The following is a 13,015-nucleotide window of genomic DNA, read 5'->3' on the forward strand; positions in this document are numbered from 1 at the left end:
AATTCCTGACCAAAAAAAAACCACCACATTTCTGTGATGGTTTTTGAGCCGATAGAGGGACTCGAACCCACGACCTGCTGATTACAAATCAGCTGCTCTAGCCAGCTGAGCTACATCGGCGTTATTTCGGGTGCAAATATAAAATTGTTTTTTATTATTACAAAATAAATCTGCCCCTCATTTTAAGCAAAAAAACCACCACATTTCTGTGATGGTTTTCGTTGAGCCGATAGAGGGACTCGAACCCACGACCTGCTGATTACAAATCAGCTGCTCTAGCCAGCTGAGCTACATCGGCCTCAATACGGGTGCAAATATAAAGCGGTTTTTCGTTTTCCCAAAATAAATTTGCACTTTTTTACACTTTTTTTCGCTTATAATGCGTTGATTTTTTCAATCAATTGATTAGCAGTTTGTTCTAATTCAACATTAATTTGTTTGAAGTGTGCTTTTTTATTTTCAACATTCTTTGCGTTCACTTTTGTAATCAAAGTATCAAATGCAGCTATAGCTTCATCGATCAAAGCATTCGTTTCCGGAGTTGGATTTCCTGTTGTTGACATCTCAAACAAGTAAACTGCTTCAATAATATCTCCTAATACGAAGTTGATGTCTTTCTTTAAATTCTTAACGTTTGCCATTTTATTATTATTTTAATTTGCGTCTGCAAAAGTACATATAATCTTTATATTTAGTGCTATGAAATGTAAATTTCTAAAATTGAAGCCTTTCCACTCAGAACAAATGCATTAATCGCAGCCGGCACCAAAATGGTATCGCCTTGTTTATATGTTTGTTTAAAGTCATTATAGGCAATTTCAAAACTTCCTTCAATACACATGTAAACGGTAAATGTTTCTCCTGATTTTGAAACCTCAACTTTTCCATCAAGCGGAACAAAATTGGTTGTAAAATACGGACAGTCTACTACTGTATTTGAAGTATTAATTTCTGAAGTATATTTTTTCTGTGTATCAACTTTATTATAGTTAATAGCATCTAAGGCAAGGTCAACATGCAGTTCACGCTTATTTCCCTGTGCATCTACACGATCAAAATCGTATAAACGATACGTTATATCCGATGTTTGCTGGATTTCGGCCACAACCAAACCTGCACCAATAGCATGTACCGTCCCGGTTTCTAAAAAGAAAACGTCTCCCGATTTAGCTTTAACATCGTCTAAAATTGAAACCAAAGTATTATCATGTAAATGTTTTAAATATTCTTCTTTACTGGAATCTTCTTTAAAACCTACAATAATCCTCGCGTCAGCGTCGGCCTGCATTACATACCACATTTCTGTTTTTCCGAATGAATTATGACGCTCTTTTGCCAATTTATCGTTTGGATGCACCTGAATAGAAAGATCTTCTCTGGCATCTAAATATTTAAAAAGCAGCGGAAATTGTTTCCCAAAACGTGCGTGAACTTTAGTTCCCAAGATGGCGTCGGGAGTTTCGTCAATCAGTTCCATTAAAGATTTACCTTTTAAATCTCCATTCGATACTACGCTTACATCTCCTTCTACGGTAGATAACTCCCAGCTTTCTCCTGTAATTTTAGAAGTGATTGGTTTATTAAGGATTGTTTTTAGTTTTTCTCCTCCCCAGATTCTTTCTTTAAGGATAGGTTCAAATTGTAAAGGGTATAAATTTTGGCTCATTTTTTTGGCTAATATATTTGATTAATTAATTTCTACTATTTATTTTCTCTTTATAATACTAATTCTTTTACTATTTCTAAGGCTTTCGGAATATGTTTGGCAGCATTTACACTGTCAAAAACCGAAATCAGCAATCCGTTTTTATCTATGATATAGGTAACTCGTCCCGGCAAAAGTCCGAACAAATTATTTCGTACACCAAAAAGCTTTCTTAATCTTTTATCCTGGTCTGAAAGCAGAATAAAGGGCAACTGATATTTAGCTGCAAATTTATGGTGCGATTTTACACTGTCGCTGCTAATACCGATTACCTCTGCTCCAAGATCTTTAAAATCTTCATATTGATCCCGAAATGTGCAGGCTTCGGTAGTGCAGCCAGGCGTATTATCTTTTGGATAAAAATAAACTACCAGTGGCTTCCTTCCTAAAACGCTCTGGCTTTGAAAAAGTTCTCCGTTGTTGTCTTTAGCAGTAAAATTCGGAACTATATCTCCTATTTTTAATGACATTTTTTATTCTCCTTTATAAGTTACAAAATTGCGGTCGGTTTCATTCAGTACCACTTCCAGATCAAAGTCGGCATGAATTCTTTGTCTAATTTTATTCCATATCACAACTGCAATATTCTCTGCAGTCGGATTTAAATCTGAAAATTCCGGAACATCCAGATTCAGATTTTTGTGATCAAACGGAATCTCTACTTCTTCACGTATAATATCCGCTAATACTTTCACATCTAAAACAAAACCAGTTTCCGGGTCAATTTTCCCTGTAACACTTACTGTTAAACCATAGTTATGACCATGAAAATTTGGATTGTTGCATTTTCCAAAAACAGCATCGTTTTTTTCAAATGACCAATCTTTTCGATGTAGTCGATGCGCAGCATTAAAATGTGCTTTTCTTGATATGGTTACTCTCATTTAGGTTGTTGGTTAATCGGGGTTAAAGTTTATGCTCTTCTAAATAATGATAGAATTCGTCAAAAATTATTTTAAACCAGACAGTATATATTTCGGGCTGTCTTTCAATATCTGCTTTTACATCTTCAATTTTCATCCATTTCCAGTCTTCTGCTTCTTCCCTGTTTATGTCTGGATTATCATTATAATATCCAATCATTACATGGTCCAGCTCGTGTTCTGTCAGTCCATTATCAAAAGGCGCTTTGTATATAAAATGAAACAGTTCTTTTAAATCTGTTTTAAATCCCATTTCTTCAAACAATCGTCTGCTTCCTGCATCGATATTGTTTTCGCCTTCACGCTGGTGACTGCAGCATGTATTGGTCCATAGCAACGGAGAATGGTATTTTTGATGTGCTCGCTGCTGCAACATTATTTCATTCTGGTTATTTAAAACAAAAACCGAAAATGCACGGTGCAAAACTGCCTTTTCATGGGCTTCTAATTTTGGCATTAAACCAATTTGCTCGTCGTTTTCGTTTACTAATATTACGTTCTCTTCTGTCATAAGGCTTCTTAATAAAACAAAAATACGAAAAAAGAAATGGCTTAAAAATCGTAATTTAAATTGCAGTAAACCAAAATAAAACTTAATTTATATTTTACTGATTTACAATCGTATAAATTTCCAATAAAAATTAAAAGCTGTTAAAATTAAGACATAAAAACTAGATTGTCTTATTTTACGTAACTAATAAAAAGTTAAAACACACTTAAAAAAATCTGAATTATTTCAAAGGCATCTTTTCGGGACATAATCTCGTTGTACCTTTGAAATATAAAAAATGTAAAGTCCTAAATAATACTGATTCTAAACTCATTACAATTTTACTATTCATTAATATGAAATCAAAAACTCAATTTATCAGCCTTTGTTTTTTATTACCGCTTTTTATTTTACAGGCATGCGGACAAAACACTAAAAAGCAAACAAAATCTACTGCTATGGAAAACATTATCAATAAAGCCGGCAATCCTTATTATTCTAATACTGACACTAAAAAACTTAACGTAAGTAATGCAGAATGGAAAAAGGTTTTACCTGAGGATGTGTATGCCGTGATGCGCGAAGCAGATACCGAAAGACCTTTTACAGGAAAATATTGGAATACAGATGAAAAAGGAACGTACTATTGCGCTTCTTGCGGGAATAAACTCTTCAGATCGACTGCAAAATTCTCAAGCAGCTGCGGATGGCCTAGTTTCTACGAACAATCTGATAAAAAAAGCATTGTTTTTAAAGAAGACAATTCTATCGGAATGGAACGAACTGAAACTTTATGCGGACGCTGTGGCGGACATTTGGGCCATATTTTTGACGATGGTCCCGAGCCAACAGGAAAACGTTATTGCATGAATTCAATCGCTCTAGATTTTATTCCTGATTCTAAATAAAAAAACATTTCAGACGCATATAGCATAACTCTCTATTTTAAATAAAGAAACACGTTTGCATAATATCGCACAAGCTTTTACCGGAGTCAACGTCTTTATAGAATTTAAACAACTATCTGTTAAATAAAAAATATAATGAAAAATATACTTTTAATATTCTTTTCTGTGCTTTCGCTGAATGGCTTTGCACAAAATAAAAAAGCTTCAAATCTAGAAACCATTACGCTTGGCGGAGGCTGCTACTGGTGTGTTGAAGCAGTTTATGAAAATCTGGACGGCGTAAAATCGGTTGTTTCCGGCTTTTCTGGTGGAAAAGCTGCCAATCCAACTTACGAAGACGTTTCTACCGGAACAACAGGTCACGCAGAAGTTGTGCAGATAACCTACGACAAAACAAAAACAGACATTAATGAAATATTTAAGGTCTTTTTTACCGTTCATGATCCGACAACTTTAAACAGACAAGGTGCAGATGTTGGTACCCAATATCGTTCGGTGATCTTTTATAAAAACGAAGAACAGAAAAAAGCTGCACAAAGTATTATTGCCGAATTAAACAAAGCAAAAGTCTACAGCAATCCGATTGTAACAAAAGTAGAGCCGTTTAAAGTATTTTATAAAGCAGAAGATTACCATCAGAATTATTATGCAAACAATAAAAACCAGCCGTATTGCAAAATGGTAATTCAGCCTAAAATTGAAAAATTTGAAAAGGTGTTTAAAGACAAGCTGAAAAAGAAATAAATTACAATACAATCTATTAAAACCGCCAGGTATGTGGCGGTTTTTTATTTATAAGACAAAACTTGCGTATTATTTTTAGAACCTTAATTTTTAGCTATTTAAAACATTAACACTTCCTTTTTTAATGCGATAAATAGTGCATTTAGTTGTTAAATCTTTAATAATTCGTAATGCAAAATTATTTTGAAAAACGTATATTTGAGTAAACAGAATATTTTACAGCGTGGAAAAAAAATCAAAATCACATAGCTTTAAATTTCCCAAAACTCCAACAGGAGTAGACGGTCTGGATGAGATTACTGATGGAGGTTTCCCAAAAGGACGACCAACTCTAATCTGCGGAGGAGCCGGCTGTGGAAAAACATTATTAGGAATGCAATTTCTAATAAAAGGTATCACGGAATATAATGAACGGGGAGTTTTTATGTCATTTGAAGAACCTTCAGATGACCTGACTTTAAACGTTAAATCACTGGGTTTCGACCTGGAAAAATTAAAATCGGAAAAAAAGATCGTAGTCGATCACGTAAGAGTTGAAAGATCAGAAATTGAAGAAGCAGGAGAATATGATCTCGACGGATTATTCATTAGACTAGGTCATGCTATAGACTCTATAAAAGCAACTCGTGTTGTATTGGACACTATTGAATCCTTATTTTCAGGACTTGACAATCAGGCTATCCTGAGGGCAGAACTGCGAAGATTATTTCACTGGCTTAAAACAAAAGGCGTAACCGCTATCATTACAGGTGAAAGAGGCGAAGCTACACTTACCCGTCAGGGCTTGGAAGAATATGTGTCAGACTGTGTAATTCTGCTGGATCATCGTGTAATTGAGCAAGTTTCTACAAGAAGACTTCGTATTGTAAAATACAGAGGATCTACACATGGTACAAACGAATATCCTTTTCTTATTGATGAGGACGGAATTTCCGTGCTTCCAATTACATCTCTTAAACTGGATAATGAAGTCTCCTCTGAAATTATTCCAACCGGATTAACTGGTCTGGACGGCATGTTTGATGGAGGCGGTTATTACCGTGGAAGCAATATTTTAATATCCGGAACTGCCGGAACTGCAAAAACCACTATTGCCTCCTACTTTGCATTTAAACAATGTGAGAAAAAGGAAAAAACCATTTATTTTGCTTTTGAAGAATCTCCACAGCAATTGGTCAGAAACATGAAATCTATCGGACTGGATCTTCAAAAATATCTGGACAACAAAACTTTGCAGATTCATTCTTCACGACCTTCATTAAATGGCCTGGAACTTCATCTGCTTACACTTCGAAAATTAATCAAGGAATTTAAGCCTACTACTATAATCATTGATCCTATTAGTAATTTAATTTCAGTAGGTAGTGAGCATGAAGTGAGATCGATGCTGGTAAGACTTATAGATATGCTAAAAATAAATAACATAACGGCACTTTTTACTTCCTTAAACAAGCAGACAGATACGGTGCGCCCCGATCTTGCAGAAGAATCGGTATCTTCTTTGGTTGATACCTGGATTACTGTTCGTGACATGGAAGGAATTGGAGAAAGAAACCGAGGTATTTTTATTGTAAAATCCAGAGGAATGGGTCATTCCAATCAGGTAAGGGAGTTTGTTATTACAGGTAAGGGAATAGAATTATTAGATGTAGAACTAGGTCCACAGGGAATCTTGACCGGAGCCGCAAGAAGAACGCATCAGTTTGCTAAAACTATGACCGATATTAAACTTCAGAACGAGATAAGCAGAAAAGACCGTGAAATTGCCCGTAAGCGCAAAGTACTGGAAGCCAATATTGAAGCTCTCAGAAATGAATTTGAATCTGCCGAGGAAGAACTAAGTATTTTAAAAGCAACAGAAGAGTTACAGGAAAAAATTGCTTCTAACAGAAAACAGTAATTAATTATGAAGAAAGAAGTTGTAGCTGAATGGCAATTATTGCTGTATATTGCAGGACAAACTCCTAAGTCGATAAAGGCACTTGAAAACATAAAAAAGTATGCAGAAGAATATCTGGCAGGAAAATACAGCATCGAAATTATCGATTTGCTGAAAAATCCTCAGTTGGCAGAAGGCGACCAAATTCTGGCAGTTCCCACTTTGGTGAGAAAATTTCCTGAGCCAATTCGAAAAATAATCGGTGATCTTTCTAATGAAGAAAGAGTTTTAGTCGGACTCAATATCAAACCTTTAAAAGTATAATAATGGATGATTCCGCTGATAGTACAAATACAACGAAACATAAATTTATGCTTTTTGTTTCAGGAATGTCTGTAAAATCAGGGCATGCTATAGAAAATTTACGGAAAATCTGCGACAAACATTTTGAAAATAATTACGAGCTCGAAATAATAGATATTAGTCGTGACAAACAGCAAGCCGTAAAATACCAAATTGTAGCCATCCCTACATTAATAAAAACAGATCCTAAACCGCAAAGGATAATTCTTGGAGACTTATCTGACACACAAAAGGTACTACGGATATTAAATATTGAAGAATAATTTGGAGCAAGACACTAAATATATAGAATCCTTATTAAATGAAATTAGTTCATTAAAGGATCAGCTCCATGACGCTAACAGCATCGTTAGTGCTATCAGGCAGGGAGATATTGATGCTTTGGTCGTTCAGAACGACGGAGTACCTCAACTGTATTCGCTCGAGACGGCAGATTACACTTTCAGGCTTCTAATCGAAAAATTTCAACAGGGAGCTCTTAGTATTGCCAGAAACGGTCTTATTTTATATTGTAACGATTATTTTTCCAATCTGGTTGGCATCTCTTCAGAAAAAATTATTGGAAATTATATTTACGAATATTTTGATAATTCTGAGCATTTTACTGCTTTAATCGAATCGTTAAAATACGGCATTACAACACACGAAATACTGTTTAAGACCCAACACGAAAAAAGAATTTTTCCTGCTTATATTGCTTTAACAGATCTTGAACCTGCCGTTCAGGGAATTGGTATCGTAATTACTGATTTAACAGAAAAAAAGAAACACGAAGAAGCACTTCTGCACCATCAGAAGGAACTGGAAGAAAAAATTAGTGAGCTTAACCGAATTAATAGAAATCTGGAAGAATTTATTCATGTAATCTCACATGATTTAAAAGAACCTTTAAGAAAGATAGTGATGTACGGCGGCCGATTAAATGCCGACAATCTTTCAGATTCAGATGCAAAAGCGATAAATGTGATGACACTTTCTTCGCTAAGATTAAGTTCACTTGTAGATGACCTGGTCAGATATTCGGCCCAAACAGTTCAGGAAGATCTGACGGAGGTAAATTTAGCAGAAATAATTGCAGAAGTTTGTGAAGACCTGGAAATTGTAATTGCCGATAAGAAAGCCGAATTTGAGATCGGAAATCTGCCTTCGTTACAAGTTTCAAAGGTGCAGATGCGACAGCTTTTTTCTAATCTAATTTCGAATGCCATTAAATACAGCAAAGCAGATGTTCCTCCGTTAATTAAGATTTCACATATCGAAAACGACACGTCAGAAATTAATGACGAATTTCCGAAATTTGTCAAAATTCAGATCAAAGACAACGGTATAGGAATGGAAGAAAACCATATTAATAAAATTTTTACTATATTTCAGCGCCTGCACGCCAAAAACGAATATTCGGGAAATGGCATTGGTCTGGCAATTTGTAAAAAAATAATGGAGAATCACGCAGGTCATATCACCGTAGAAAGTGAACCGAACCAAGGAACTTCATTTAATATTTATTTCCCAATCTTATAAAATGCCACTAAATACGAATTTACATATTATAATTGCAGAAGACGATACGGATGATGCAGAGATAATGTTTGAAATTTTTAATAGCAACCCCAATTTCGACAAAGTAAGCCTTGTTACAAACGGAGAAGAACTCCTGAACTATCTCGGAAATAATTCCAATCCTGTTCCGGATATTATTCTTACAGACATCAACATGCCAATTCTAAATGGTATTGAAGCTCTACAGAGAATTTTGAGCAACGACGAGTTAAATAAAATTCCATGTTTTGTGTATTCTACTAGTATAAATCCGGCTTATAAAGAAAAATGCGATGCACTGGGCGTTAAAGCCTATCTGATAAAACCCTATTCCATTCAGGAATTCAAAGAAATTCCCAAAAGTATTCTGGGGATTTTAAACCTTAACTAGATAAAAAAAGAGAGGGAAAATAATTTATTTTCCCTCTCTTTTTTATTTTTTCATTACTTTTTTAAATCGCATCATCGGCACATCGCCCTGAATTAAATTAAGCTTTCCGTCCTTATCGACAGAGTAACTTGTAATTTTTTTCATCTGCTGTAAAAACTGCTGCTCTCCGCCTCCATCACAAAACATCATTGTCGCCGGACCCGGTTCTCCAAAAGTTAAAGAGTTTCCGCTTAAAGTATAGGGAGCACTATAACCATTACAGCCGCTATTACCGTAAATTTTCTTCTCTTTCTGATCAAAAGTAATCTGTGGCTTTTTGTTTGGAAATAATCCTTCAAAAGCAATTCTTGGTCCCGAGATGTATTCCAGTTCCCAAGTGGTATCATACAAATTTCCTGTACCTTCAGTACCTTTTGAGGCTTTGCACGAAGCAAATAATAGCGTTAAAACTGAAACAACTGCAAGTGTGTATTTTTTCATAAAATATATTTTTAAGTTAATGTAATTTGTTTTCCGTTTGAAATTATACTTCTAGTATCTTTTCTCAATATTCGTGCCCACTTCAGACATTCCTGAATTTAAATTTGAAAAAAAAAGTCAATTTCTTTCTCTAATTTACAGTTATTTTGACCAAATTCCTATTATTCAAATATTTAAAATAAAATGGTTAATTGTATTTTTTTGTAATTTGCAGGTATTAAAAACCACAATCATCCACCAAAATCAAAAAAATGAAACAATTCTTTTTAGTGTTTGTTTTCGCAGTGACAATTTCAATTGTTCATTCGCAGGAAAATCTCCCAACAGATTATCTTTCTAAAGAATTTCATCGCGGACGTCGCGAGGCCTTCAGAAACTTAATGCCATCGAATTCTGTCGCAGTTATTTTTTCATATCCCGAAAGAGTTTTTTCTAAAGACATTAATTACAACTACCATCAAAATCCTGACATGTACTATTTAACGGGTTACAAAGAAGCTGATGCTGTCCTGTTACTTTTTAAAGATGCTCAGGGATCAGAAAAATACAACGAGGTTCTTTTTGTAAGAGAAAGAAATGCTGCGCAGGAAACCTGGACAGGAAGACGTTTAGGAGTTGAAGGAGCAAAATCGAAATTAGGTTTTACAAACGTTTATAACGGAAAAGATTTTAATGCATTTGCAATTGATTTTAAAAAGTTTGACAAAATTATTTTTGACAAAATTCCGACTGATATTAAAAACAACAAAACAGGATTTGACCTTGCCGGATTAATTGAAATATTTAAATCTAAAGCTTCCATAACTGCTGAAAATGAAAAAGCAGAAGAACTTTATACCAACATCACCAATTCATTACGAGAGATAAAAACGCCGGAAGAAATTGATTTGATGCGAAAATCGGTTAAACTTTCCTGTGTTGCACACAATGAAGTAATGAAAGCTGTTGGTCCGGACATGAGCGAGAACGAAGCCGACGGAATTCACGCTTATATTCACAGGCATTACGGAGCAGAAGGCGAAGGATATCCGCCGATTGTAGGCGCTGGCGCGAATGGCTGTATCTTACATTACGGGGAAAACAATGCTGCTAAAATTGATAATCAGTTATTATTAATGGATGTAGGTTCTGAATATCACGGTTATTCTGCTGATGTAACGAGAACTATTCCGGCAAACGGAAAATTTTCTGATGAACAAAAAGCTATTTATCAACTGGTTTATGATGCGCAGGAAGAAGTTTTTAAAATTTGTAAAGAAGGAACGCGATTTCAGGATTTAAATAAAGTTGCAAGAGAATTTATCGCAAACGGATTGATTAAACTTGGAATAATTACCGATCCTAAAGACGCGAGAATCTATTATCCGCACAGCTGCTCGCATTTTCTTGGTTTAGATGTTCACGACAAAGGGAATTATATGGGCAACCTGAAAGAAAATATGATCTTTACTGTTGAACCTGGAATTTATATTCCGGCAAACAGCAAATGCGACAAAAAGTGGTGGAATATTGGCGTTCGAATTGAAGACGACATCCTGATTACCAAAAATTCATACGAAAATCTTTCTGCTGATTCTCCACGGAAGTGGCAGGAAATTGAAGCTTTGGCTAAACAAAAAAGCACTTTTAATGAAATGAAGTGGCCTAAGATTTAAATATTATTTTCTGCCACGAATCACACTAATTTACACAATTATTTTTCAGAATATTAGAGAAAATCGTGTAAATAAGTGCAATTCGTGGCAACTTTTTATAACTGATTAATTTCAACTTTTGTCAATTCTGATAATTCCAAAATTCTTTCAACGTCATCTTTATTTGCAACAAAAAACAAATAGCTATCTCCAAAAGTTTGATAAGTTAACAATTCGAGATTTGATTTTTCCAGTTCTGACTGTATGTAAGGAAACAAATTATGACTGTAGGTTTCTTCGGGATAATCAAAAGTAAAATCTTCGCCAATTAAATTGGAAATAAAATATTCGGCATCTTCGGGATCAAATTTCCAGTCACTGTGCCAGGCATCGAGACTTTCAAAAAATGCAAAATGATCTTCAACAATATTATGATACTCTTTTGCTTCTTTCTGAAAGTTTTTAAAAAGTTTTTTAGATTGCTTTTTTAGTTCCTTTTCGTCGATATTTCCTCTCGAAACCAATTTTATAAATTCCTGAAAAGTAGCTTCTGTTACTTCTTCACTTGCTAATAAATCTTCTGTAGACGGAAGCGCAATGGTTTCCGGAATTTCAATATTCATATATTGACAAAGTCCCTGCAGTACAATTTTAAAATCTTTTATTCCGATTTCCTGAGTTTCATTTTCAGGATTATTAACATCCAGTAATTTCGAATCTAAAAGTCCTTTTGTATAATCGAAGAAATGTCCGCTGGAATATAATATTTTAAAATCGTTTGTTTCCAGACTATTGGTACAGCAAAAAATGATGATGAAATTATTGAGAACACGCTTAAAATATTGTTTTGCCTCCTGACCCGGCTGCGAATAAAACTGAATATGTATAAAATCATACTCGAGGCCTTCCTCTATTTTTTCCTGAGATAAAACCCCAATGTCAATCTTTTTATAAAGTTCGTTTAAAACCTCATAAGGATTATTAAATCCGGCTTTTTTAATTTCTGCATGTCCTTCTTCATGATCAAAAGAACCCGGGAAATAAAACAAATTGACTGTAACATTTTCCTGAATTCCTTTTACTTTAAATTCGAAACTTCCATTTTCATTGTATAAATAAGAATATATTGGATCGATCACATCAAACGAAATTATCGATTTCGGATCATTATTTCTATTGAATAAATTGGAGAAGATATTTTTCATGGTTGAAATTATATTTTAAAAAACTAGTCGTTGGAATATTTAAAACTTTGATTCATTTTATCAAAAGGAATAACTTTATTCACAATAGATTCCAGTTCAGAATCTGTTAATAATCCTCTTGCAGATTCTATTATTTTAGGCGAAACATGTATTTCATATTCCACAATTTTACGGGTCATTATCTCTTCTAAAATACTGATTTGACGCTCATTCAAATATTTTTTATGGGATTTAAAAACCGATTGTATTTCGTTTCTAAATTCTTCATCGCTTAATTCATTATAAATGTCTTTTTTTGACATATCAATCAACAATACTTTGAATATAAAATCCTGAAGATTTTTTGCGAGATAATTGACTTCATTCATATCATGCCAGACAAATACAATCGGTACATCTGCATTATTTTCTTCATTAAGAAAAAAGCAATAGTGATCTCCGCCTCCACTTTTGGCAAAAGGAATAAATTTTAATTCGGGGTTGATGTTTCGATAATCCTCAGGATCTCTGAGCTCTTCAATTTCTTCAGCCACCGATTTTAAATTTAACGATTCAAAATCATAAGAATGCAAAAGCAAAGGCGGATTATCTTTTAAAGTCGGGTAAACTTCCAGATACCAGTTCGGACCATATTCGCCAACATCGAGCATGCCGTCGGCGTCCAATTCCTTGTACAGATCTGGAAATTTAAAATTGTATTTTGTTTCTATTTCTTGTATTGTCATCTGGGGCGGATTCTGTTAGAATTAGAATA

Annotated in this window: 16 protein-coding genes and 2 tRNA genes; 8 read left to right on the plus strand and 10 right to left on the minus strand. The window is 34.4% G+C overall.

Going from position 1 to position 13,015, the window contains the following annotated elements; translation table 11 throughout:
* Positions 1–46 precede the first annotated feature (46 nt).
* The 7 genes from ABEB31_RS16985 to idi form a co-directional block, all read right to left on the minus strand.
* A tRNA-Thr gene (locus tag ABEB31_RS16985) sits at positions 47–120 on the minus strand.
* Positions 121–224: 104 nt separating this feature from the next.
* Positions 225–298, minus strand: a tRNA-Thr gene (locus tag ABEB31_RS16990).
* Between the two features lie 76 nt (positions 299–374).
* The gene (locus ABEB31_RS16995; RefSeq protein ID WP_012022371.1) at positions 375–641 is read right to left on the minus strand and encodes a hypothetical protein; all 267 of its coding nucleotides are present in this window, start codon (positions 639–641) and stop codon (positions 375–377) included.
* Between the two features lie 56 nt (positions 642–697).
* Positions 698–1,666 carry a type I phosphomannose isomerase catalytic subunit gene (locus ABEB31_RS17000; RefSeq protein ID WP_347052847.1) on the minus strand — a complete coding sequence of 323 codons (969 nt, stop codon included), beginning with the start codon at positions 1,664–1,666 and terminating at the stop codon, positions 698–700.
* Between the two features lie 50 nt (positions 1,667–1,716).
* Positions 1,717–2,175: a peroxiredoxin gene (locus ABEB31_RS17005; RefSeq protein WP_347052848.1), complete on the minus strand. Its 459-nt coding sequence runs from the start codon at positions 2,173–2,175 to the stop codon at positions 1,717–1,719.
* Between the two features lie 3 nt (positions 2,176–2,178).
* Positions 2,179–2,589, minus strand: coding sequence for a 6-carboxytetrahydropterin synthase (locus tag ABEB31_RS17010; RefSeq protein WP_347052849.1), 411 nt, complete (start codon positions 2,587–2,589; stop codon positions 2,179–2,181).
* A gap of 22 nt (positions 2,590–2,611) precedes the next feature.
* Positions 2,612–3,139, minus strand: a complete 528-nt coding sequence (idi, locus tag ABEB31_RS17015) for an isopentenyl-diphosphate Delta-isomerase (RefSeq protein WP_347052851.1) — start codon at positions 3,137–3,139, stop codon at positions 2,612–2,614.
* Positions 3,140–3,474: 335 nt separating this feature from the next.
* Here idi and msrB point away from each other — a divergent pair, with 335 nt between their 5' ends.
* The 7 genes from msrB to ABEB31_RS17050 all read left to right on the plus strand — a co-directional run bounded on the left by msrB (position 3,475) and on the right by ABEB31_RS17050 (position 8,942).
* Positions 3,475–4,026: a peptide-methionine (R)-S-oxide reductase MsrB gene (msrB, locus tag ABEB31_RS17020; RefSeq protein WP_347052852.1), complete on the plus strand. Its 552-nt coding sequence runs from the start codon at positions 3,475–3,477 to the stop codon at positions 4,024–4,026.
* A gap of 135 nt (positions 4,027–4,161) precedes the next feature.
* Positions 4,162–4,770, plus strand: a complete 609-nt coding sequence (gene msrA, locus ABEB31_RS17025; protein ID WP_347052853.1) for a peptide-methionine (S)-S-oxide reductase MsrA — start codon at positions 4,162–4,164, stop codon at positions 4,768–4,770.
* A 223-nt stretch (positions 4,771–4,993) separates the two neighbouring features.
* Complete coding sequence (gene kaiC, locus ABEB31_RS17030) at positions 4,994–6,670, plus strand: circadian clock protein KaiC (RefSeq protein WP_347052854.1); 1,677 nt, start codon at positions 4,994–4,996, stop codon at positions 6,668–6,670.
* A 6-nt stretch (positions 6,671–6,676) separates the two neighbouring features.
* Positions 6,677–6,973, plus strand: a complete 297-nt coding sequence (locus ABEB31_RS17035; RefSeq protein ID WP_347052855.1) for a circadian clock KaiB family protein — start codon at positions 6,677–6,679, stop codon at positions 6,971–6,973.
* A 2-nt stretch (positions 6,974–6,975) separates the two neighbouring features.
* Complete coding sequence (locus ABEB31_RS17040) at positions 6,976–7,275, plus strand: circadian clock KaiB family protein (protein WP_347052856.1); 300 nt, start codon at positions 6,976–6,978, stop codon at positions 7,273–7,275.
* A complete protein-coding gene (locus tag ABEB31_RS17045) occupies positions 7,265–8,533 on the plus strand; it encodes a sensor histidine kinase (protein WP_347052857.1) in 1,269 nt (422 codons plus the stop codon). Before ABEB31_RS17040 ends, ABEB31_RS17045 begins: the two co-directional genes overlap by 11 nt.
* Before the next feature lies 1 nt (position 8,534).
* Positions 8,535–8,942 carry a response regulator gene (locus tag ABEB31_RS17050; RefSeq protein ID WP_347052858.1) on the plus strand — a complete coding sequence of 136 codons (408 nt, stop codon included), beginning with the start codon at positions 8,535–8,537 and terminating at the stop codon, positions 8,940–8,942.
* A gap of 42 nt (positions 8,943–8,984) precedes the next feature.
* Here ABEB31_RS17050 and ABEB31_RS17055 read toward each other — a convergent pair whose 3' ends face one another.
* Positions 8,985–9,422, minus strand: coding sequence for an META domain-containing protein (locus ABEB31_RS17055; RefSeq protein WP_347052860.1), 438 nt, complete (start codon positions 9,420–9,422; stop codon positions 8,985–8,987).
* Between the two features lie 251 nt (positions 9,423–9,673).
* Here ABEB31_RS17055 and ABEB31_RS17060 point away from each other — a divergent pair, with 251 nt between their 5' ends.
* Entirely contained in the window at positions 9,674–11,077 is a 1,404-nt protein-coding gene (locus ABEB31_RS17060; protein WP_347052862.1) for an aminopeptidase P N-terminal domain-containing protein, read from the plus strand.
* Between the two features lie 95 nt (positions 11,078–11,172).
* Here the strand turns inward: ABEB31_RS17060 and ABEB31_RS17065 are convergent, their stop codons facing one another.
* Both ABEB31_RS17065 and ABEB31_RS17070 read right to left on the minus strand, forming a co-directional pair.
* Complete coding sequence (locus ABEB31_RS17065) at positions 11,173–12,261, minus strand: DUF6630 family protein (protein WP_347052864.1); 1,089 nt, start codon at positions 12,259–12,261, stop codon at positions 11,173–11,175.
* 23 nt (positions 12,262–12,284) lie between these two features.
* Entirely contained in the window at positions 12,285–12,986 is a 702-nt protein-coding gene (locus ABEB31_RS17070) for an SMI1/KNR4 family protein (RefSeq protein ID WP_347052866.1), read from the minus strand.
* Positions 12,987–13,015: the final 29 nt, after the last annotated feature.

Origin of the sequence: Flavobacterium olei, assembly GCF_039749035.1 — a bacterium.
Taxonomy (GTDB): Bacteria; Bacteroidota; Bacteroidia; order Flavobacteriales; family Flavobacteriaceae; genus Flavobacterium; species Flavobacterium olei.